Source organism: Phycicoccus jejuensis (assembly GCF_044797865.1).
In the GTDB taxonomy this organism is placed as follows: domain Bacteria; phylum Actinomycetota; class Actinomycetes; order Actinomycetales; family Dermatophilaceae; genus Phycicoccus; species Phycicoccus jejuensis.
Genome location: NZ_CP085209.1, coordinates 2,427,811 through 2,449,021, shown reverse-complemented (window position 1 = coordinate 2,449,021; position 21,211 = coordinate 2,427,811). Strand labels below are relative to the sequence as shown.

19 protein-coding genes are annotated in these 21,211 nt (G+C 73.2%); 9 read left to right on the top strand and 10 right to left on the bottom strand.

The window, feature by feature from the left end; translation table 11 throughout:
• Window positions 1-78 precede the first annotated feature (78 nt).
• Both LG324_RS11570 and LG324_RS11565 read left to right on the top strand, forming a co-directional pair.
• Window positions 79-651: a helix-turn-helix transcriptional regulator gene (locus tag LG324_RS11570; protein ID WP_030528402.1), complete on the top strand. Its 573-nt coding sequence runs from the start codon at window positions 79-81 to the stop codon at window positions 649-651.
• On the top strand, window positions 648-1,964 hold the full coding sequence (locus tag LG324_RS11565; RefSeq protein WP_404348007.1) for an MFS transporter: 1,317 nt from the start codon (window positions 648-650) through the stop codon (window positions 1,962-1,964). The genes LG324_RS11570 and LG324_RS11565 overlap by 4 nt, the downstream gene beginning before the upstream one ends.
• Here the strand turns inward: LG324_RS11565 and LG324_RS11560 are convergent.
• Window positions 1,906-2,835: a heme o synthase gene (locus LG324_RS11560; protein ID WP_030528400.1), complete on the bottom strand. Its 930-nt coding sequence runs from the start codon at window positions 2,833-2,835 to the stop codon at window positions 1,906-1,908. The two genes, LG324_RS11565 and LG324_RS11560, sit on opposite strands and share 59 nt — an antisense overlap.
• 194 nt (window positions 2,836-3,029) lie before the next feature.
• Between LG324_RS11560 and tkt the strand changes: the two genes are divergently transcribed.
• From tkt to LG324_RS11525, 7 genes are read left to right on the top strand one after another with little or no spacing between them, the layout of a single operon-like run.
• Window positions 3,030-5,306 carry a transketolase gene (gene tkt, locus LG324_RS11555; RefSeq protein ID WP_404348004.1) on the top strand — a complete coding sequence of 759 codons (2,277 nt, stop codon included), beginning with the start codon at window positions 3,030-3,032 and terminating at the stop codon, window positions 5,304-5,306.
• 7 nt (window positions 5,307-5,313) lie between these two features.
• The gene (gene tal, locus LG324_RS11550) at window positions 5,314-6,429 is read left to right on the top strand and encodes a transaldolase (RefSeq protein WP_404348002.1); all 1,116 of its coding nucleotides are present in this window, start codon (window positions 5,314-5,316) and stop codon (window positions 6,427-6,429) included.
• A complete protein-coding gene (locus LG324_RS11545; RefSeq protein ID WP_404347999.1) occupies window positions 6,426-8,039 on the top strand; it encodes a glucose-6-phosphate isomerase in 1,614 nt (537 codons plus the stop codon). The genes tal and LG324_RS11545 overlap by 4 nt, the downstream gene beginning before the upstream one ends.
• A complete protein-coding gene (gene zwf / locus LG324_RS11540) occupies window positions 8,036-9,580 on the top strand; it encodes a glucose-6-phosphate dehydrogenase (RefSeq protein WP_404347996.1) in 1,545 nt (514 codons plus the stop codon). The genes LG324_RS11545 and zwf overlap by 4 nt, the downstream gene beginning before the upstream one ends.
• On the top strand, window positions 9,565-10,713 hold the full coding sequence (opcA, locus tag LG324_RS11535; RefSeq protein WP_404347994.1) for a glucose-6-phosphate dehydrogenase assembly protein OpcA: 1,149 nt from the start codon (window positions 9,565-9,567) through the stop codon (window positions 10,711-10,713). The genes zwf and opcA overlap by 16 nt, the downstream gene beginning before the upstream one ends.
• The gene (gene pgl / locus LG324_RS11530; protein ID WP_404347992.1) at window positions 10,710-11,444 is read left to right on the top strand and encodes a 6-phosphogluconolactonase; all 735 of its coding nucleotides are present in this window, start codon (window positions 10,710-10,712) and stop codon (window positions 11,442-11,444) included. The genes opcA and pgl overlap by 4 nt, the downstream gene beginning before the upstream one ends.
• Window positions 11,445-11,448: 4 nt before the next feature.
• A complete protein-coding gene (locus LG324_RS11525; protein ID WP_404347989.1) occupies window positions 11,449-11,925 on the top strand; it encodes a hypothetical protein in 477 nt (158 codons plus the stop codon).
• A 450-nt stretch (window positions 11,926-12,375) separates the two neighbouring features.
• On the opposite strand, the gene LG324_RS11520 is transcribed toward LG324_RS11525, so the two are convergent.
• The 9 genes from LG324_RS11520 to uvrC all read right to left on the bottom strand — a co-directional run bounded on the left by LG324_RS11520 (window position 12,376) and on the right by uvrC (window position 21,080).
• Window positions 12,376-12,726, bottom strand: a complete 351-nt coding sequence (locus LG324_RS11520; RefSeq protein WP_084696763.1) for an RNA polymerase-binding protein RbpA — start codon at window positions 12,724-12,726, stop codon at window positions 12,376-12,378.
• A 13-nt stretch (window positions 12,727-12,739) separates the two neighbouring features.
• Window positions 12,740-12,982: a preprotein translocase subunit SecG gene (secG, locus tag LG324_RS11515; RefSeq protein ID WP_030528391.1), complete on the bottom strand. Its 243-nt coding sequence runs from the start codon at window positions 12,980-12,982 to the stop codon at window positions 12,740-12,742.
• A gap of 101 nt (window positions 12,983-13,083) precedes the next feature.
• Window positions 13,084-13,881: a triose-phosphate isomerase gene (tpiA, locus tag LG324_RS11510; RefSeq protein WP_207021842.1), complete on the bottom strand. Its 798-nt coding sequence runs from the start codon at window positions 13,879-13,881 to the stop codon at window positions 13,084-13,086.
• Window positions 13,882-15,087: a phosphoglycerate kinase gene (locus LG324_RS11505; RefSeq protein ID WP_404347986.1), complete on the bottom strand. Its 1,206-nt coding sequence runs from the start codon at window positions 15,085-15,087 to the stop codon at window positions 13,882-13,884.
• A 21-nt stretch (window positions 15,088-15,108) separates the two neighbouring features.
• Window positions 15,109-16,113: a type I glyceraldehyde-3-phosphate dehydrogenase gene (gap, locus tag LG324_RS11500; RefSeq protein WP_030528388.1), complete on the bottom strand. Its 1,005-nt coding sequence runs from the start codon at window positions 16,111-16,113 to the stop codon at window positions 15,109-15,111.
• Between the two features lie 161 nt (window positions 16,114-16,274).
• Entirely contained in the window at window positions 16,275-17,255 is a 981-nt protein-coding gene (gene whiA / locus LG324_RS11495; protein ID WP_030528387.1) for a DNA-binding protein WhiA, read from the bottom strand.
• Window positions 17,256-17,276: 21 nt separating this feature from the next.
• Window positions 17,277-18,233, bottom strand: a complete 957-nt coding sequence (gene yvcK / locus LG324_RS11490) for a uridine diphosphate-N-acetylglucosamine-binding protein YvcK (protein WP_036829881.1) — start codon at window positions 18,231-18,233, stop codon at window positions 17,277-17,279.
• Window positions 18,230-19,129, bottom strand: coding sequence for an RNase adapter RapZ (rapZ, locus tag LG324_RS11485; protein WP_404347983.1), 900 nt, complete (start codon window positions 19,127-19,129; stop codon window positions 18,230-18,232). The genes yvcK and rapZ overlap by 4 nt, the downstream gene beginning before the upstream one ends.
• A gap of 10 nt (window positions 19,130-19,139) precedes the next feature.
• Window positions 19,140-21,080: an excinuclease ABC subunit UvrC gene (uvrC, locus tag LG324_RS11480; protein ID WP_030528385.1), complete on the bottom strand. Its 1,941-nt coding sequence runs from the start codon at window positions 21,078-21,080 to the stop codon at window positions 19,140-19,142.
• Window positions 21,081-21,211: the final 131 nt, after the last annotated feature.

Sequence of the window (21,211 nt, the reverse complement as noted above, 5' to 3'; positions counted from 1 at the left end):
CCTCAGGTGGCTGTCCCGTCCTACGGATATCCACAACATTCGTTGCACAACAGTCATTGTGGGTCTACTGTCGACCGCATGACCCGACCCGAGATCCGCACGCTGCGCGACGCCGCCCCCCTCGCGGCGCTCGCCCACCCCTTCCGCTCCCGGATGATGGACTCGCTCAAGGTCGACGGCCCCGGCACCGCCTCGATGCTCGCGGCCCGCACCGGGCAGGCCGTCGGCAACGCGAGCCACCACCTCAAGGTGCTCGCCCGGGCCGGCCTCGTCGAGGAGGCCCCCGAGCTCGCGCGCGACCGCCGCGAGCGGTGGTGGCGCCTGGTCTCCGCCGGCACCCGGTGGAGCAGCGCCGAGCTCGCCGACGACCCGGCCGCCGCCACCGCGGCCCGCGAGGCCGAGGCCCTCCAGCTGCGCCGCCAGGTCGAGCGCATCACCACGTGGCTGGCCGACCGCGACGCCGACCCGGCCTGGGAGGACGCGGCGTTCGCCAACCAGAACTGGCTGCGCCTCTCCCCCGCCGAGCTCCGGCAGGTCGCCGAGGAGACCATCGCCCTCTACCGCCGCTGGGCCGACCGCGAGGTCCCGGACGACGGCGTCGAGCGCGAGCCGGTCCTCGTCGTCGCCCGGGGGTTCCCGTGCCGTCCGTGACGGGCGCCGTCCGCGCCGCGGCCGAGCCACCACCCCTGCGCCGCAACCGGAACTTCCGCCTCTTCTGGGCCGGTGAGGGCGTCAGCGTCCTCGGCGCGATGACCGCCACGGTGGTCGTCCCGCTCCTCGCCGTGACGACCTTCGACGCCGGGCCCGGCTGGATGGGGCTGCTCACGGCCGCCGCCTGGCTGCCCTGGCTCCTCGTCGGCCTGCCCGCCGGCGCCTGGGTGGACCGGCTCGACCCGCGCCGGGTGATGCTCGTCGCCGACCTCGTCGCCGCGGCCGCCGTCGGCTCCATCCCCGTCGCGGCCCTGCTCGGGGTGCTCGACCTCCCGCACCTGCTCGCCGCGGTGCTCGCGAACGGCACGTGCGCCGTGTTCTTCCGGACGGCCTACGGCGCCTTCGTGCCGCGCGTCGTCCGGGCCGACGACCTCGACGCCGCCAACGGCCGCCTCTACGGCACCGAGTCCGCGATGCAGGTCGCCGGGCCGGGCGTCGGCGGCCTGCTCGTCCAGCTCGTCGGGGCCGCGACCGCCGTCGTCGCGGACGTCGCGGGCTTCCTCGTGTCGGCGGCCTGCCTGTGGCGGATGGACCCCGCCGCGCTCCGCCCCCCGCCGGAGCGTCCGGCCCGCGAGCCGCTGCGGCGCGAGATCGCCAACGGCGTGGGGGTGGTCGCGCGCGACCGGTACCTGCGCTTCTTCACCCTGCAGGGCGCGGCCTCGAACTTCGCGCTGACCGGCTACGGGGCGCTGCTCGTCCTCTTCCTCGTCCGCGACCTCGGTGTCGCGCCCGGCACCGTCGGCCTCCTCGTGGCCGCCGGCAGCGTCGGCGGTCTCGTCGGCGCGGCCGTCGCCACGCCCCTCGCGCGCCGCGTCGGCACCGCACGGGCGATGCGGTGGCTCCAGGTCGTGGGAGGACCGACCGCCCTGCTCGTGCCGCTCGCCGGCCCCGGCGCGGCGGTGGGCCTGGTGCCCCTCGGCGTCGCCCTCGTCGGGGTCGGTGTCGTCGGCGCCAACGTCGTCCGGTCCGCGTTCCGGCAGCGCTGGACCCCACCGAGCCTCCTCGGACGGACGATGTCGGCCTCGTCGGTGCTCAACTTCGGCACGATGCCGCTCGCCGGGCTCGCCGCCGGGTGGCTCGGCAGCGCGATCGGGGTGCACGAGACGATCGTCGCGATGACGGCGCTGCACGCGCTCGTGTCGCTCACGGTGTGGATCGGCCCCTACCGCACCGGCCGCGACCTCCCCGCGGGGGTCAGCGCAGCGGCAGGTGGAGCAGCGGGTCGACGGCCACCGCGAGGAACACGACGGTGACGTACGTGATCGAGTAGTGGAAGAGCCGCATCGGCTTGAGCGCCAGGCCCGTGACCCCGCGCCGCGCGGCGCGGAGGAGGCGGTGGGCCTCGGCGACGAAGAGCGCACCGGACGCGACGGCCACGACCGTGTAGAGCCAGCCCATCGACGCCACCGGCACGAGCGCGAGCGAGACCGCGACCATGACCCAGGAGTAGGCGACGATCTGGCGGCCGACCGTGACCGGCCCCTTCTCGACGGGGAGCATCGGCACCTCGGCCGAGGCGTAGTCGTCACGGAAGGCCATCGAGAGCGGCCAGTAGTGCGGCGGCGTCCAGAAGAAGATGACGAGGAAGAGGACGAGCGCCGGCCAGCCGACCGAGCCGGTGACCGCGGACCAGCCGATGAGCGTCGGCATGCAGCCGGCGATCCCGCCCCAGACGATGTTCTGCGACGTGCGCCGCTTGAGGAGCATCGTGTAGCCGACGGCGTAGAGGGCGATGGCCAGCAGCGACAGCGCGGCCGAGAGGACGTTGACGACGAGCGCGAACCACACCGTGGACGCCACCGTGAGGACACCGCCGAAGAGCATCGCCTCACGAACGGTGACCTCGCCGGTGACCATCGGCCGGCTGCTCGTGCGGTGCATCAGCCGGTCGATGTCGCGGTCGTAGACCGAGTTGAAGGTGTTCGCGGCGCCGGCGCTGAGGATGCCACCGGCCAGCGTCGCGACGACGAGCCACAGCGACGGCACCCCGCGCTCGGCGAGGAACATCACGGGCACGGTCGTCACGAGCAGCAGCTCGATGATGCGCGGCTTGGTGAGCGCCACGAAGGCCCCGACGCGTCGCGGACCGCGGCGGGCGGAGACCGCCGCGGGAGCGGTCGTCACGGGGGTGGTGGCCACGTCGTCCTTCGGGTCGGCCGGAAGCGTGCCCGCCCATTCTATCCGCCCGTGGGAACCACCCGTGACGCCCCCGGTCGTCACCCCCTCACGCAGGGCTAGGGTGGTTGCCAGTTGCGTCACACGGCGCCCTCACCGCCGGTGGCGACGTCACGAGCACGTCCCCGCGAGAGAGGAACCCCTTGAGCCCCACCGCCCGTCCCCGTTCCGCGTCCCCCGTCGCCGGCCGCTCCCCCGAGCTCTCGAAGCCGGTGGCCCGCAAGGCGAAGTGGTCGGACCTCGACGTCCGCGCCGTCGACACCGCCCGCATCCTCGCCGCCGACGCCGTCCAGCACAAGGGCAACGGCCACCCCGGCACCGCGATGAGCCTCGCGCCCGTGGCCTACCTGCTCTACCAGCAGGTGATGAACCACGACCCGTCCGACCCCTCGTGGCTCGGCCGCGACCGCTTCGTCCTGTCCTGCGGCCACTCGTCGCTCACGCAGTACGTCCAGCTCTACCTGTCGGGCTACGGCCTCGAGCTGTCCGACCTCAAGGCGCTGCGCACCTGGGACTCGCTGACCCCCGGCCACCCCGAGGTCCACCACACCAAGGGCATCGAGATCACCACCGGCCCGCTCGGCTCCGGCCTCGCCTCAGCCGTCGGCATGGCGATGGCCCAGCGCCGCCAGCGCGGCCTGCTCGACCCCGACGCCAAGCCCGGCCAGAGCCCGTTCGACCACCACGTGTGGGTGCTCGCCTCCGACGGCGACCTCATGGAGGGCGTGTCGGCCGAGGCCTGCTCGCTCGCCGGCCACCAGGAGCTCGCCAACCTCACCGTCGTCTACGACGCGAACCAGATCTCCATCGAGGACGACACCGACATCTCGTTCAGCGAGGACGTCGCCCAGCGCTTCGAGGCCTACGGCTGGGACGTCGTCGACGTCGACTGGCGCCAGTCCGACGACCCGGCCGGCACGCCGGAGTACACCGAGGACGTCGACGCCCTCCTCGCCGCGCTCGAGAAGAGCCGGAAGGGCAAGCGCCCCACCCTGGTCCGCCTGCACACCGTCATCGCGTGGCCCGCCCCGTCGGCGCGCGGCACCGGCAAGGCCCACGGCTCCGCCCTCGGCGACGACGAGGTCGCGGCCACCAAGGAGATCCTCGGCTTCGACCCGAAGAAGTCCTTCCCCGCCGAGCGCGAGGTCCTCGCCCACGCCCGCGAGGTCAAGAAGCGCGGCAAGGCCGTCCACCGCGAGTGGGACAAGGGCTACAAGGCGTGGCGGAAGGCCAACCCCGACCGCGCCGCCCTCCTCGACCGGCTCGTCGCCGGCGAGCTCCCGAAGGACTTCGCCAAGGCCCTCCCGGTCTTCGAGGCCGACGAGAAGGGCCTCGCCACCCGCGCCGCCTCCGGCAAGGTCCTCGGCGCCCTCGCCGACGTCCTGCCCGAGCTCTGGGGCGGGTCGGCCGACCTCGCCGAGTCCAACAACACGACGATGGCCGGCGCCGACTCGTTCATCCCGACGAGCCGCCAGACCGCCGAGTGGAAGGGCGGCCCCTACGGCCGCACGTTGCACTTCGGCATCCGCGAGAACGGGATGGGCATGATCCTCAACGGGATCGCGCTCGAGGGGATGACCCGCCCGTACGGCGGCACCTTCCTCGTCTTCTCCGACTACATGCGGCCCGCGGTCCGTCTCGCCGCCCTGCAGCAGCTGCCGGTGACCTTCGTGTGGACGCACGACTCCATCGGTCTCGGTGAGGACGGCCCGACCCACCAGCCGGTCGAGCACATCGCGTCGCTCCGCGCCATCCCGCAGCTCGACGTCGTCCGCCCGGCCGACGCCAACGAGACCGCCGAGGCGTGGGCCGAGATCCTCCGCCGCCGCCGCACCGCCGGTCTCGCCCTGTCGCGCCAGAACCTGCCGACCATCGACCGCACGACGCACGCGAAGGCGAGCGGCGTCCGCAAGGGTGCGTACGTGCTCGTCGACGGTGGCACGAACGGCGACGAGGCGCCCGAGGTCATCCTCATCGCGACGGGCTCCGAGGTGAGCCTGGCCCTCGCCGCGCGCGAGCGCCTGGAGCGCTCCGGCACCCGCACCCGCGTGGTCTCCATGCCGTGCCGGGAATGGTTCGAGGAGCAGCCGCGCTCCTACCAGAGCAAGGTCCTGCCCCCCGAGGTCAAGGCCCGCGTCAGCGTCGAGGCGGGTGTCGCCATGGGATGGCACGACCTCGTCGGGGACGCCGGCCGCTGCGTCAGCCTCGAGCACTTCGGGGCCTCGGCCGACGCCGGGACGCTGTTCCGCGAGTTCGGGTTCACGCCCGAGGCGGTCGCCAAGGCCGCGAAGGACTCGCTCAAGGCGGCGCGCACGGCCACCGGTGTCCCCGCCGTCACCGACACCGCTCCGCGGGCGAAGTCCTCCCGCGCTGCCGGCAACACGAAGACGCCGAGCCAGAAGGCCTCGGCAGGGAAGTGAGAGCCGCATGACCACACCGAAGCCCCTCCAGGACCTCGCCGCGAACGGCGTGTCCGTCTGGCTGGACGACCTCTCCCGCGACCGCATCTCCTCGGGGAACCTCCAGGAGATGATCGACGACCACGGGGTCGTCGGCGTGACGACCAACCCGTCGATCTTCCAGGCCGCCCTCGCCGAGGGCCACGCCTACGACGAGCAGGTCGCCGAGCTCGCCCGTGACGGGCGCAGCGTCGACGAGACCGTCTTCTCGCTGACGACCCGTGACGTCCACGACGCCTGCGAGATCTTCATGCCCGTGTTCGAGCGGACGGACGGCGAGGACGGCCGCGTCTCGATCGAGGTCGACCCGCGCTCCGCGCACGACACCGCGAAGACCGTGCAGGAGGCCAAGGCGCTGCGCGACGCGGTCGACCAGCCCAACGTCCTCATCAAGATCCCGGCGACGCTCGAGGGCCTGCCGGCCATCTCGCAGGTGCTCGCCGAGGGCATCTCGGTCAACGTCACGCTGATCTTCAGCCTCGACCGCTACCGCGCCGTGATGAACGCCTTCCTCACCGGTCTCGAGCAGGCCCGCGAGAAGGGCAAGGACCTCTCGCAGATCCGCTCCGTCGCGTCGTTCTTCGTCAGCCGCGTCGACGGCGAGATCGACAAGCGCCTCGACGCCATCGGCACCGACGAGGCGAAGGCCCTGCGCGGCAAGGCCGGCCTGGCCAACGCCCGCCTGGCCTACCAGGCCTACGAGGAGGTCTTCTCGACCCCGCGCTGGGCCTCGCTCGAGGCGGCCGGTGCGCACCCGCAGCGTCCGCTCTGGGCCTCGACCGGTGTCAAGGACCCGGCCTACCCGGACACGATGTACGTCACCGAGCTCGTCGCGCCCGGCACCGTCAACACGATGCCGGAGAAGACGCTCGACGCCACCGCCGACCACGGCGAGGTGACCGGCGACACCGTCACCGGCTCCTACGCCGAGGCCACGGCGGTCCTCGACGGGCTCGAGCGCCTCGGCATCTCGTACTCCGAGGTCGTCGACCTCCTGGAGCGCGAGGGCGTCGAGAAGTTCGAGAAGTCGTGGGCCGAGCTCCTCGACCGCGTCCAGAGCGAGCTCGAGAAGGCCGCCGCGTGAGCACGATCGACGTCTCCGCCACCGGGGCCGCCGCCGACGCCGTCGCGCGGCACGTCCCGCAGCTCGTCGCCGACCGGGTGGCGAGCCGGCTCTTCGCGCAGGACGACACCCTGTGGGGCGAGGCCGCGCAGGACGAGGCCTCCAAGCGCCTCTCCTGGACCGGCCTTCCCCGCAGCTCGCGCCCGCTCGTCGGCGAGATCGCCGCGATCCGGTCCGAGCTGCAGGAGGCGGGCTACGACCGCGTCGTCCTCTGCGGGATGGGCGGGTCCTCGCTCGCGCCGGAGGTCATCTGCGGCACGGCCGGGGTCCCCCTCGTCGTCCTCGACTCCTCCGACCCCGACGTCGTGCGCGGCGCGCTGACCGACCTCGACCGCACGGTCGTCGTCGTCTCCAGCAAGTCCGGGTCGACCGTCGAGACCGACAGCCAGCGGCGCGCGTTCGAGGCCGCCTACCGCGAGGCGGGCATCGACCCGACGACGCGGATGGTCGTCGTCACCGACCCGGGCAGCCCGCTCGACGGGCAGGCACGCGAGGCGGGCTTCCGTGTCGTCAACGCCGACCCGGCCGTGGGCGGCCGCTACTCGGCGCTCACCGCGTTCGGGCTCGTCCCGTCCGGTCTCGCCGGGGCCGACGTCGAGGCCCTCCTCGACGACGCCGAGCTCGTCGCCGACCTGCTCGCCGCCGACGACGAGGCGAACCCGGCGCTGCGCCTGGGCGCCGCGATGGCCGGCACCGAGCCGCTGCGCGACAAGCTCGTCCTCGTCGACGCCGGCACCGAGAACGTCGGCTTCCCGGCGTGGGCGGAGCAGCTCATCGCCGAGTCCACCGGCAAGGAGGGCACCGGCATCCTCCCGGTCGTCGCGATCGGCACCGAGCCGGCGCACCTCTACGCCGACGGCACGGTCGTCCGGCTCGTGGCCACCGACTCCGACGACGACGGCGCGGACGGCGACTCGGTCGTCACGGTCGCGGGTCGCCTGGGGGCCCAGATGCTCCTGTGGGAGGCCGCGACCGCCGTCGCCGGTCGGCTGCTCGGCATCAACCCGTTCGACCAGCCCGACGTCGAGAGCGCCAAGGCCGCGGCCCGCGAGATGCTCGACGCGGGCATCGGCGCCGGCGACGACCCCGCCTTCACCGACGGGGCCGTGGAGGTCCGCGCGCTCGGTGGGGACTGGCTCGGCGACGCCGGCTCGGTCGACGCCGCCGTCGACGCGCTCCTCGCCGGCCTCGACGCCGAGCACGGGTACGTCGCCGTCATGGCCTACCTCGACCGCGAGGCCGACGCCGACCTCGAGCAGGTCGCGCGCGACCTCTTCGAGCGCACCGGTCGCCCGGTGACCTTCGGCTGGGGCCCGCGCTTCCTGCACTCCACCGGCCAGTACCACAAGGGCGGGCCGGCGACCGGGGTGTACGTGCAGGTCACGGCCGACCCGGCCCAGGACCTCGAGGTGCCCGGGCGGGACTTCACCTTCGGCCAGTTCATCGCCGCGCAGGCGGCCGGTGACGCGAAGGTCCTCGCCGAGCACGGCCGGCCCGTGCTGCGCCTGCACCTGACCGAGCACGACGCCGGGCTGGCCCGGGTCCGCGCGGCCCTGGGACGGGGCGCATGAGCCCGGCTCGCGTCACGGCCGAGCAGAACCCGCTGCGGGACCCGCGCGACAAGCGCCTGCCCCGGATCGCGGGCCCGTGCTCGATGGTGCTCTTCGGCGTCACCGGTGACCTCGCCCGCAAGAAGCTCATGCCGGCGATCTACGACCTCGCCAACCGGGGTCTCCTGCCGCCCGGCTTCTCGCTCGTCGGGTTCGCCCGCCGCGACTGGGAGGACCAGGACTTCGGGAAGATCGTCTACGAGTCGGTCAAGGAGCGCGCCCGCACCCCGTTCCGCGAGGAGGTGTGGCGCACGCTCGCCGAGGGCATCCGGTTCGTCCCGGGCAGCTTCGACGACGACGCCGCGTTCGACCTCCTCGCCGAGACGGTCGCCGAGCTCGACGAGCAGCGCGGTACCGGCGGCAACCACGCGTTCTACCTCTCGATCCCCCCGGGGTCGTTCGCGACCGTCTGCGAGCAGCTCGAGCGCTCCGGCCTCTCGACCCCGCAGAGCGGGTCGTGGCGCCGGGTCGTCATCGAGAAGCCGTTCGGGCACGACCTCGCCTCCGCCCGCGAGCTCAACGACATCGTCGAGAACGTCTTCCCGGCCGACTCGGTCTTCCGGATCGACCACTACCTCGGCAAGGAGACGGTCCAGAACCTCCTGGCGCTGCGCTTCGCGAACCAGATGTTCGAGCCGGTGTGGAACGCGAACTACGTCGACCACGTGCAGATCACGATGGCCGAGGACATCGGCATCGGCGGCCGCGCCGGGTACTACGACGGCATCGGCGCGGCGCGCGACGTCATCCAGAACCACCTGCTCCAGCTCATGGCCCTGACGGCGATGGAGGAGCCGGTGTCGTTCGACGCCCAAGGACTGCGCCTCGAGAAGGAGAAGGTCCTCTCGGCGGTGCGCATCCCGCACGACCTCGCGTCCGGCACGGCGCGCGGGCAGTACGCCCGCGGCTGGCAGGGCGGCGAGGAGGTCGTCGGCTACCTCGACGAGGACGGCGTCGCCGACGGCTCCGCCACCGAGACCTACGCCGCCGTGCGCCTCGAGGTCGACACCCGGCGCTGGGCCGGCGTGCCGTTCTACCTGCGCACCGGCAAGCGGCTCGGCAAGCGCGTCACGGAGATCGCGGTCGTCTTCAAGCAGGCGCCGCACCTGCCGTTCACGCACACCGCCACCGAGGAGCTCGGGCAGAACGCCATCGTCATCCGGGTGCAGCCCGACGAGGGCGTCACCCTGCGCTTCGGGGCCAAGGTGCCGGGGTCGCAGATGGAGGTGCGCGACGTGACGATGGACTTCGGCTACGGCCGCGCGTTCACCGAGTCCTCCCCCGAGGCCTACGAGCGGCTCATCCTCGACGTGCTCCTCGGCGAGCCGCCGCTCTTCCCGCGGCACGAGGAGGTCGAGCTCTCGTGGCAGATCCTCGACCCCATCGAGAAGTTCTGGGCGACGAAGGGCAAGGCCCCCGAGCAGTACGCCTCGGGTGGTTGGGGCCCCGCGTCGGCCGACGAGCTGATGCACCGTGACGGACGCGAGTGGAGGCTGCCTTGATCGTCGACCTGCCCAACACCTCGACCGCGGCGGTCTCGAAGAAGCTCGTCGCCCTGCGCTCCGACACCGGCGCGATGGCGCTCTCCCGCGTCCTCACCCTCGTCGTCGTCGTCGACGAGGCGGAGGCCGAGGATGCCATCGAGGTCGCCAACGACGCGAGCCGGCAGCACCCCTGCCGGATCATCGTCGTCGTCGGGAGCAACCGCCGCGGCGCCGCCCGCCTCGACGGCCAGATCCGCGTGGGCGGCGACGCCGGCGCGTCCGAGGTCGTCGTGCTGCGGCTGTACGGCCGGCTCGCGAGCCACGGCCGCGCCGTCGTCACCCCGCTCCTGCTCGCCGACTCGCCGATCGTGGCGTGGTGGCCGGCCGAGGCCCCGAAGGACCCGTCCACCGACCCGATCGGCGAGATGGCCCAGCGCCGCATCACCGACGCGGCCCGGACGCAGGGGCCGCCGAAGACGGTCCTCAAGCGGCTCGCGAAGTCGTACGCGCCCGGCGACACCGACCTCGCCTGGTCACGCATCACGCTGTGGCGCGGGCTGCTCACCGCTGCCCTCGACCAGCCGCCGTTCGAGCCGGTCACCGAGGCGCTCGTCGTCGCGGCCCCGGACAGCCCGTCGGGCGAGCTGCTCGCCGGATGGCTGGCGAGCAGGCTGCGCTGCCCCGTGTCGCTCGCCCGCTCCAAGAGCGGCTCGGGCATCATCTCGGTCCGTCTCGAGCGCAAGAGCGGCACCGTCGACCTGGTCCGTCCGGAGGACGGCAGCACGTCGATGCTGCGCCAGGTCGGCCAGCCGGACCGCACGCTCGCGCTGCCGCACCGCTCGGACGCCGAGTGCCTGGCCGACGAGCTGCGCCGGCTCGACCCCGACGAGGTCTACGAGGACGCCCTCACCAAGGGCTTCCCGACGCTGACGAGCGCACGCCGCACCGCGAGCGAGGCGGTCAAGGCCGGGGCGGCCCCGTCGCCGGCCGAGGCCGAGCGCACGACCCAGCGCCTGCGCCGGGCCGCTCGCGTGGCCGGGAGCTCGGCGATGGTCGAGAAGCGCCCGATGCCCGAGGACGGCGCGGACACCGAGACCGTCAAGGCCGCCGCGGCGGCCAAGCTCGCCGAGGTCAAGGAGCGTCGCTCGTGAGCGGGAGCACCGTCGTCGTCCACCCGTCCAAGCAGGCCCTCGCGGACGCCGCGGCGGCGCGGCTCGTCGTCGCGCTCGTCGACGCGCAGTCCGTCCGCGGGGTGGCCCACGTGTCGCTGACCGGTGGCTCGATGGGCTCCGAGATCGTCCGCTCGCTCGCCGCCACCCCGGCGCGGGCGGCGGTCGACTGGGCGCGGGTCCACGTCTGGTGGGGCGACGAGCGCTACCTGCCCGCCGGTGACCCCGACCGCAACGACACCCAGAACGACGAGGCCGGTCTCGACACGCTCGGGCTCGACCCGGCGCACGTCCACCGCGTCGCCGGGCCGGACAGCTCGGCCTCGGCCGAGGAGTCGGCGCACGCCTACGCTGAGGCCATCCACGCTGCGGGCAACGGCGCGTTCGACGTCATGGTGCTCGGGGTCGGGCCGGACGGGCACATCGCCTCGCTCTTCCCGCACCACCCGGCCGCCGGGACGACCGATGCGATGGCCGTCGCGGTGCACGACTCCCCCAAGCCGCCGCCGGACCGGGTGTCGCTGACCCGCGAGTGCCTCGAGCGTTCGCGCCTCGTCTGGTTCCTCGTCGCCGGTGCCGACAAGGCGGACGCCGTCCGTCGCGGGGTCACCGGGTCGCCGTTCGAGGAGACGCCGGCCGCGCACGTCCACGGCAGCGAGCAGACGCTCTGGCTCGTCGACACCGACGCCGCCGCCGACCTGGACCGGGGCTGACGTCGTGGGCATCCTCGACCGCTGGCGCACCCGCGGCGACGACGACGCGGTCGTCGCCGACGACGGGCCCGGTGGCAACGACGGCGTCGAGCCGGTCGAGGAGGTCGCGACGCGTCCGCTGACCGGCGAGGAGGAGGCGCGGCTCGAGGCCTACCGCCTGCGCTACGCCGAGCACGGCATCGACCCCGCCGACCTGGCGACGATCGCCGCGGCGTGGTCGGCGGCCCTCGCGCGGGGTGACGAGGCCGAGGGGCCCGAGGCCGTGACGGTCGTGGCGACGGCGGTCGGCGACCACCTCGTCGGCGCCGGCTACCGCTGGGTCGTCAGCACCGACCCGTTCGGCACCGACCTCGCCGTCGAGCCGCCGCGCCGCGGGGTGCCGGTCGTCGTGCGCACCCTCGTCGCGGTGCGGTGGATGCAGCGCGAGCAGGACTGGGTCGAGAACGTCGTCGGCCACCTGGCCCGCGCCGCTCGCCGCTGAGGCACCACCCCGCTGCCGGTTCGAGGTGAAACCCGACCGCCACGAGGTCGGGTTTCACCTCGAGCGAGCGCGGACCTGGCCGAGTTGTCAGTACTCGCGCGGCCGCTGTCGTTCGCTCCACCCCTCGGCGCAGTCATGATGAGCGGTTGCACCCGACCGCTCATCATGACTGCTCCAGCATCCGGAGCACACGGGACGAGCGGCGGATGAAGGGCCGTTCATCGTGTGTGGTCCACCATCCGGAGCACATGGGACGAGCAGCTGCTCGGCGACCGCTCGTCATGAGTGCGTCAGCATCGGGAGCGAACGACAGCGGCGGGCCGACCCCTCTGACCCTGGGTGTCAGGGGTCGGAGGGGTATGGAGCTGGGGAACGTCAGCACGCCGAACACCCAGCGACCCCCGGCCGCTGGCCGGGGGTCGCGTGCGTTCGTGCGAGGAGGTCAGTGCCTCACTGGATGAGGCCGCGGCCGCGCAGGCTCGCGAGGGCCTCGTCGAGGATGGCCTGGCCGTCCTCGTCCGAGCGGCGCTCCTTCACGTACGCGAGGTGCGTCTTGTAGGGCTCGACCTTCGGCGGGGCCGGCGGGTTGTCCCGGTCCTGCCCGGCCGGGAAGCCGCAGCGCGGGCAGTCCCACTGCTCGGGGACGACCAGGCCGGCCTCCTCGGCGAAGCTGGGCTTCGTCTCGTGCCCGTTCGAGCACCAGAAGGAGACGTAGCGCCGGGGCGCGGCCTCGCCGCGCTCGGCCTCTCCCATGGGGCCCGCGCCGACGCGCGAGCCACGGATCGCGTTACCACCAGCCATCGTCCAGCCCCTCTCAGGCGAACCGCTCGAGGACGCCGAGACCGACGACGCAGGTGAACCACACGGCCGCCACCCCGACGGTGATGCGGTCGAGGTTGCGCTCGGCCACGGACGAGCCGCCGAGCGAGCTCGACATGCCACCGCCGAACATGTCCGAGAGTCCCCCACCCTTGCCCTTGTGGAGCAGGATGAGGAGGGTCAGGAACAGGCCTCCGATGACCAGGAGGACCTGGAGGCCGATACGAACCGCGTCCACGGAGGGATCCTTCGGTGTGGGGGTCGGGGACAACCGGACAAGGATAACCGCTGCCCGGCCCGGCCGCCGCGACCCCGGGGGGCGCGGCGGCACGGATCGGGTCAGACGGTGCCGCGGTGGTCGCGGAAACGGCAGATGGCCGCGAACTCGCCCGCCTCGAGCGAGGCCCCGCCGACGAGCGCGCCGTCGACGTCGTCCTGGCCCATGATCGCCGCGACGTTGCCGGACTTGACCGAGCCGCCGTACAGCACCCGGATGCCGTCCGCGACGTCGCCGGAGTACAGCTCGGCGAGCTTGGTGCGGATGGCCCCGCACACCTCCTGCGCGTCCTCGGGGGTCGCGACCTCGCCGGTGCCGATGGCCCACACGGGCTCGTAGGCGACGACGACGGTGCGTGCCTGCTCGGCGGGCACGTCCGCCAAACCGGCCTCGACCTGCGCGAGAACGTGCTCGACGTGCGTGCCCGCCTGGCGGACCTCCAGGCCCTCGCCGACGCAGAAGATCGGCGTCAGCCCAGCGGCGAAGGCCGCCTTGACCTTGCTGTTGACGACCTCGTCGGTCTCGCCGTGGTACTCGCGCCGCTCGCTGTGGCCGACCGCCACGTACGAGCAGCCGAGCTTCGCGAGCATCGCGCCGCTCACCTCGCCGGTGTACGCCCCGGAGGCGTGGGCGGAGAGGTCCTGCGCGCCGTGCTTGAGCTCGAGGCGGTCACCGTCGATGAGCGTCTGGACGCTGCGGATGTCGGTGAACGGCGGCAGGACGACCACCTCGACGGCGCCGAAGTCGTGCTTGCCGTCCTTGAGCGTCCAGTCGAGCTTCTGCACGAGGTGCGTCGCCTGGAGGTGGTCGAGGTTCATCTTCCAGTTCCCCGCCATGAGCGGGGTGCGGCCGGAGGCCATTCAGTGCTCCTTCGTGAGGATCGCGATGCCCGGCAGCTCCTTGCCCTCGAGGTACTCGAGGGAGGCACCGCCGCCGGTGCTGATGTGGCCGAACTGGTCGTCCGAGAACCCGAGCTGCCGCACGGCGGCGGCGGAGTCGCCACCCCCGACGACGGTCAGCGCGCCGCCCTCGGTCGCGTCGACGAGCGCCTGCGCGACGGCCTTCGTGCCGGCCGCGAACGGCTCCATCTCGAACGCGCCCATCGGCCCGTTCCAGAACACGGTGCGCGCGTCGGCGAGCTTCTCGGCGTACAGGCGGGCCGACTCGGGGCCGATGTCCAGCCCCATCGTGTCGGCCGGGATGGCGTCCGCGGCGACCGTGTCGACCTCGGTGTCGGCCGAGAACTCCCGCCCGACGACGACGTCGACCGGCAGGACGATCTCGACGCCCTCGCGCTCGGCGCGCTCGAGGTAGCCCTTGCACGCGTCGACGCTGTCGGCGTCGAACAGGCTCGTGCCGATCTCGTGGCCCTGGGCCGCGAGGAAGGTGAAGAGCATCCCGCCGCCGATGAGCAGGCGGTCGGCCGTGCCCATGAGGTTGTCGATGACCGCGAGCTTGTCGGCGACCTTGGCGCCGCCGAGGACGACGGCGTAGGGGCGCTCGGGCGACTCGGTGAGGCGCTTGAGCACCTCGACCTCGTCGTGGACGAGCCCGCCCATGGCCGAGGGCAGCCGGGTCGCGACGTCGTAGACCGACGCCTGCTTGCGGTGGACGACGCCGAAGCCGTCGGAGACGAACGCGTCCGCGAGCCCGGCGAGGGCGTCGGCGAACTCGGCGCGGTCCTCGTCGGACTTCGCGGTCTCGCCGGCGTTGAACCGGAGGTTCTCGAGGAGGACGATGTCGCCGTCGGCCATCCCGTCGACCGCGGCCCGCGCGCTCTCCCCCACCGTGTCGGTGGCGAACACGACGTCGCGGCCGAGCAGCTCGGAGAGCCGCCCGACGACGGGCCGGAGGGAGTACTTCTCCTCCGGCGCGCCCTTGGGGCGCCCGAGGTGGGCACACACGATGACGCGTGCGCCCGCCTCGGACAGCTGCCGCAGGGTGGGGACCGACGCCCGGATGCGGCCGTCGTCGGTGATCGTCGTGCCGTCGAGCGGCACGTTGAGGTCTGACCGGACGAGGACGCGCTTGCCGCGCAGGTCGCCCAGCGAGGCGATGTCAGCCATGGGTCGGTCGGTCCCCCCGGCTCACAGGCTCTTGCCGACGAGGGCGGTGATGTCGACGAGGCGGTTGGAGTAGCCCCACTCGTTGTCGTACCAGCCGACGACCTTGACCTGGTTGCCGATGACCTTGGTCAGGCCCGAGTCGAAGATGCACGAGCTCGGGTCGGTGACGATGTCGGCGGAGACGATCGGGTCCTCGGTGTACTTGAGGTAGCCCTTGAGCGCGCCCTCGGCGGCCTTCTTGACGATCGCGTTGACCTCCTCGACGGTGGTCTCGCGGCCGGCCTCGAAGGTGAGGTCGGTGGCGGAGCCGGTCGGGGTCGGGACGCGGAGCGCGTAGCCGTCGAGCTTGCCCTTGAGCTCGGGCAGGACGAGGCCGATGGCCTTCGCGGCGCCGGTGCTCGTCGGGATGATCGACAGGGCGGCGGCGCGGGCGCGACGCAGGTCCTTGTGCGGGCCGTCGAGCAGGTTCTGGTCCTGCGTGTAGGCGTGCACCGTCGTCATGAGCCCCTTGACGATGCCGAGCTCGTCGTTGAGGGCCTTCGCCATCGGCGCGAGGCAGTTCGTCGTGCACGAGGCGTTGGAGATGACGTGGTGGTTGGCCGGGTCGTAGTCGGCGTCGTTGACGCCCATGACGAAGGTGGCGTCCTCGTTCTTCGCCGGGGCGGAGATGATCACCTTCTTGGCGCCGCCGGCGATGTGGGCCTTGGCCTTCTCGCCGTCGGTGAAGATGCCGGTGGACTCGATGACGACGTCGGCGCCGACCTCACCCCAGGGGATGTCGGCGGGGTTGCGCTCGGCGAAGACGCGGATGGTCTTGCCCCCGACGGTGATGGAGTCCTCGGTGTGCGAGACGTCGTCGGCGAGGACGCCGAGGACCGAGTCGTACTTGAGGAGGTGCGCGATGGATGCGTTGTCCATCAGGTCGTTGGCGGCGACGATCTCGATGTCGGCGCCGGACGCCTGCACCGCGCGGAAGAAGTTGCGCCCGATGCGGCCGAAGCCGTTGATGCCTACGCGAACGGTCACTTGCGTTGCCTTCCGATGGGGAGGGTGAGGACGGGGCGGGTCCCACGTCCCTGTGGTCCACCACACACCCTAGACCCCACCCGGGAGCACCATCACGGTGTCCGGGGTACGGGCGAGTAACCGTTTACGCACGCCCGTCCGTGAGACGGTCCGGGCCGCTCTCAGCCGTCGAGCATGTCGGCGGTGAGGACCGCCTCGGTGTCCGGGATGCCCTCGTCCTGCGCCTTCTTGTCGGCCATCGCGAGCAGGCGGCGGATGCGCCCCGCGACCGCGTCCTTCGTCATGACCGGCTGGGCGAGCTGGCCGAGCTCCTCGAGGGACGCCTGCTTGTGCTGCAGCCGCAGCTCGCCGGCCTCGCGCAGGTGCTCCGGCACCTCCTCGCCGAGGATCTCCAGGGCCCGCTCGACGCGTGCCCCGGCCGCGACCGCCGCCCGGGCCGAACGACGCAGGTTGGCGTCGTCGAAGTTGGCGAGCCGGTTGGCGGTGGCCCGGACCTCGCGCCGGATCCGGCGCTCCTCCCAGGCGAGGACGGCGTCGTGCGCCCCGAGGCGGGTGAGCATCGCCCCGATGGCGTCGCCGTCGCGGATGACGACGCGGTCGACGCCACGGACCTCGCGGGCCTTGGACTGGATGCCGAGCCGGCGGGCGGCACCGACGAGGGCGAGCGCGGCCTCCGGCCCGGGGCAGGTGACCTCGAGGGCGGAGGAGCGCCCGGGCTCGGTCAGCGAGCCGTGCGCGAGGAAGGCGCCCCGCCACGCGGCCTCGGCGTCGCAGACGGAGCCGCTGACGACCTTGGCGGGCAGCCCGCGGACCGGGCGGCCGCGGCTGTCGATGAGGCCGGTCTGCCGGGCCAGCGCCTCGCCGTCCTGGACGACCCGGACGACGTAGCGGCTCCCCTTGCGCAGCCCCCCGGCCGCGAGGACGAGGACCTCCGGGGTGTGCCCGTACACCTCGGCGAGCTCACGCCGCAGCCGGCGCGCCGCGCTGGCCGTGTCGAGCTCGGCCTCGACGACGATCCGCCCTCCGATGATGTGCAGGCCCCCGGCGAACCGCAGCATCGCCGCGACCTCGGCCTTGCGGCAACAGGGCTTGGTCACGACGTGCCTGCTCAGCTCGTCCTTCACCTTCGCCGTCATCGCCATAGCGGGTCATCCTGCCACGCGTCAGTGACCGGGTCGCGGGGTGTACAGGATGTCCCGCAGGGCGGCCGCGAACCGGAGCGGGTCGTGCTCGCCGGTGGCCCGCGCGCGCGAGACGGGGGTGACGTGCAGCTGCGCGCCGAGCCGCGCGGCGGCCGCCTCCAGCGCGGCGTGGTCCTCGACCGCGGCGGGGTCGGCGAGCACCCCGTCGAGGCGCAGCCCCGGCGCGAGCGCCGCGAACGACTCGAGGTGGCGCACGGCGTCGAAGCCGGCCGTCTCCCCCGCTCCCGGGTCGAGGTTGAGCACGAGGAGGCGACGGGCCCGCGTGACCCGCAGCGCCTCCTCGAGGTCGGGCACGAGCAGATGGGTCATGACGGAGGTGAACCACGAGCCGGGGCCGAGCACGACCCAGTCGGCGCTGCGGATGGCCGCCACCGACTCGGGGTAGGCAGGCGGGTCCGACGGCACGAGGCGCACGCGCTCCACCCGGCCGCGGGTCCGGGCGACCTGGGCCTGCCCGCGGACCGTCGTCACCGTCGCGGGGGCCTGCGGGTCGAGCCCGCCGACCTCGGCCTCGATGGCGAGCGGCACCGCCGCCATCGGCAGCACCCGCCCGTGGGCCTGGAGCAGGCGCCCGACGAGGTCGAGGCCCGCGACGGGGTCCTCGTGCAGCTCCCAGAGCGCGACGATGAGCAGGTTGCCGAGGGCGTGCCCGCCGAGGGGGCCCTCCCCCTCGAACCGGTGCTGGAGCACGTCGCGCCAGGTGTGGCCCCACTCGGTGTCGCTGCACAGGGCGGCGAGGGCCATCCGCAGGTCGCCGGGCGGCAGGACGCCGAACTCGTCGCGCAGCCGCCCGCTCGACCCGCCGTCGTCGGCGACCGTGACGACGGCGGTGATCTCGTCGGTGACGAACCGCAACGCCGTGAGCGTCGCCGACAGCCCGTGGCCCCCGCCGAGGGCGGTGACGACCGGCCCGCTCACTCGCGCCCCAGGTCGCGGTGGACGACGAAGGTCGCGACGTCCGGACTCCCGAGGCGGCGCGAGAGCGCCTCGGCCACGGCGACCGACCGGTGCTTGCCGCCGGTGCAGCCGACGGCGACCGTCGCGTAGCGCCGGCCCTCGTGCCGGTAGCCGGCGGTGACCGGCTCCATGAGGGAGACGACGCGGTCGACGAACGACGTGGCACCGGCCTGCGACATCACGTACTCGGCGACCGGCGCGTCGACGCCGGTCAGCGGGCGCAGCTCGGGCACCCAGAACGGGTTGGGCAGGAAGCGCATGTCGAAGACGAAGTCGGCGTCCAGCGGCACGCCGTACTTGAAGCCGAAGGACATGACGGCCAGCCGCAGCGACGGTCCGCCGCTCTTGCCGACGATCGGGGTCAGCTTGCGCGCCAGCTGGTGGACGTTGAGGCCGGAGGTGTCGATGACGACGTGCGCGTCGGCCCGCAGGTCTCGCAGGAGCTCGCGCTCGGTCTGGATGCCGTCGAGCAGACGCCCCTCGCCCTGGAGCGGGTGCGGCCGGCGGACGCTCTCGAAGCGGCGGACGAGGGCCTCGTCGGTGGCGTCGAGGAACATCAGCTGGGGGTGCCAGCCGTGCTCGCGCACCGCGGCGATGCCCTCGCGCAGCTCGGAGCTGAACGGGCGGGCGCGCACGTCGACGACCGCGGCGATGCGCAGGTCGCCGGCCCCCTCGTCACGGGCGCGACCGGCGAGCACCGCCATCGCCGGGATGAGCTGGGGCGGGAGGTTGTCGACGACGTACCACCCGTGGTCCTCGAGGACGTTGGCGGCGGTCGAGCGGCCGGCGCCGCTCATCCCGCTGACGACGAGGAAGTCCGCCCGTCCGTTCGACCCCGACGACGGTGCGTCAGCCACTGGATGCTCCCTACTGCTCGACGACCTCGCCCGTCAGCGGGTCGATGGCCGGCATGTCCTGTTCGGTCGAGCCCAACTCTGCCGCAACGACGGCCGCCAACGCAGGCCCGATGCCCGGCACGTCGGCGAGCTCATCGACAGAGGCGGCGCGGATCTTCTTGACCGACCCGAACCGCTTGAGCAGCGCCTGGCGCCGCTTCTCGCCGAGACCGGCGATGCCGTCGAGCGCGCTCTGGGTCATCGCCTTGGAACGGCGCTGCCGGTGGAAGGTGATGGCGAACCGGTGCGCCTCGTCGCGCAGCCGCTGGAGCAGGTAGAGCCCCTCGCTGGTGCGCGGGAGGATGACGGGGAACTCCTCCCCCGGCACCCAGACCTCCTCGAGACGCTTCGCGAGACCGACGACGGCGACGTCGACGGCGCCCGCCTCCTCGAGGGCGCGGGCCGCCGCGTTGACCTGCGGCAGACCGCCGTCCACGACGACGAGGTTCGGGGTGTAGGCGAAGCGCGCCGGCCGCTCGCGGCCCTCGGCCACCTCGGCCTCGCGCTCCTCCGCCTCCTTCCGGCCGCGGCGGAAACGACGGGTGAGGACCTCGTGCATGGCCGCGGTGTCGTCGGTGGCCCCGGTCTCGTCACCGCGGACGATGAAGCGCCGGTACTCCGACTTGCGGGGCAGGCCGTCCTCGAAGACGACCATCGAGCCGACGACCTGCGTGCCCTGGACGTGGCTGATGTCGAAGCACTCGATGCGCAGCGGCGCGTCGTCGAGGTCGAGGACCTCCTGGAGCTGCTGGAGGGCCTGGCTGCGGGTCGTCAGGTCTCCGGCACGGGTGACCTTGTGGCGGGCGAGGCTCTGGGTCGCGTTGCGCGCCACCGTCTCCATCAGGGTGCGCTTGTCGCCGCGCTGGGGGACGCGCAGGTCGACCCGGCTGCCGCGCAGGCCGGCGAGCCACGCCGCGAGGGCCTCGTCGTCGTCCGGCAGGACCGGGACGAGCACCTCGCGCGGCACGCCCTCGCCGGACTCGCCGCCGTAGACCTGCTGGAGGAGGTGCTCGACGACCTCGGGCGTCGTCTCGGCGTCACGCTCGGCGACCCAGCCGCGCTGGCCCCGCACGCGGCCCCCACGGACGTGGAAGAGCTGGACCGCGACCTCGAGCTCGTCCTCGGCGAGGGCGAACACGTCGGCGTCGGTGGCGTCGGGCAGGACGACCGCCGACTTCTCGAGCACCCGCTCGAGCGCACCGATGTCGTCGCGCAGCCGCGCCGCCCTCTCGAAGTCGAGCTCGGCGGCGGCGGCCTTCATCTCGCGGGTGAGGCGCGAGACGAACCGGCCGCTGTTGCCCGCCATGAAGTCGCAGAAGTCCTCGGCGATCTCGCGGTGGCGCGCGGCGTCGACCCGGCCGACGCAGGGGGCGCTGCACTTGTCGATGTAGCCGAGCAGGCACGGGCGGCCGACCTGCTCGGCGCGGCGGAAGACGCCGGTCGAGCAGGTGCGCATCGGGAAGACGCGCATCGCGAGGTCGAGGGTCTCGCGGATGGCCCACGCGTGGGCGTAGGGGCCGAAGTAGCGCGTGCCCTTCTTCTTGGCGCCGCGGACGACGAGGGCGCGGGGGTACTCGTCGGCCATCGTCACGGCGAGGTAGGGGTAGGACTTGTCGTCGCGGTACTTGACGTTGAAGCGCGGGTCGAACTCCTTGATCCACGCGTACTCGAGCTGGAGCGCCTCGACCTCGGTGCCGACGACCGTCCATTCGACGCTCGCGCCGGTGCGCACCATCGTCTGGGTGCGCGGGTGGAGCGCGGCGACGTCCTGGAAGTAGGAGGACAGCCGCTGGCGCAGCGACTTGGCCTTGCCGACGTAGATGACGCGGCCCTCGCGGTCGCGGAAGCGGTAGACGCCCGGGTCGGTCGGGATCTCGCCCGGCCGGGGGCGGTACGTCGAGGGGTCGGCCACCCGTCAACCCTAAGCCGCGCCCCCGACACCCCGACTGCCCCCACCCACCCCACCCGCCTCCCCTTTTCGGGGTCACCCCGAAATGTCCACGAGGCACGACCTCCGAGCCGGGGTCTCGCGGACGAGCTCGT

What these genes read in the sequence shown, in the direction of transcription:
- tpiA (WP_207021842.1), bottom strand. Translation starts at nt 13,881, where the DNA reads ATGGCCTCCGGCCGCACCCCGCTCATGGCGGGGAACTGGAAGATGAAC.
- LG324_RS11505 (WP_404347986.1), bottom strand. Translation starts at nt 15,087, where the DNA reads ATGGCTGACATCGCCTCGCTGGGCGACCTGCGCGGCAAGCGCGTCCTC.
- tal (WP_404348002.1), top strand. Translation starts at nt 5,314, where the DNA reads ATGACCACACCGAAGCCCCTCCAGGACCTCGCCGCGAACGGCGTGTCC.
- LG324_RS11570 (WP_030528402.1), top strand. Translation starts at nt 79, where the DNA reads ATGACCCGACCCGAGATCCGCACGCTGCGCGACGCCGCCCCCCTCGCG.
- zwf (WP_404347996.1), top strand. Translation starts at nt 8,036, where the DNA reads ATGAGCCCGGCTCGCGTCACGGCCGAGCAGAACCCGCTGCGGGACCCG.
- LG324_RS11520 (WP_084696763.1), bottom strand. Translation starts at nt 12,726, where the DNA reads ATGGCTGGTGGTAACGCGATCCGTGGCTCGCGCGTCGGCGCGGGCCCC.
- whiA (WP_030528387.1), bottom strand. Translation starts at nt 17,255, where the DNA reads ATGGCGATGACGGCGAAGGTGAAGGACGAGCTGAGCAGGCACGTCGTG.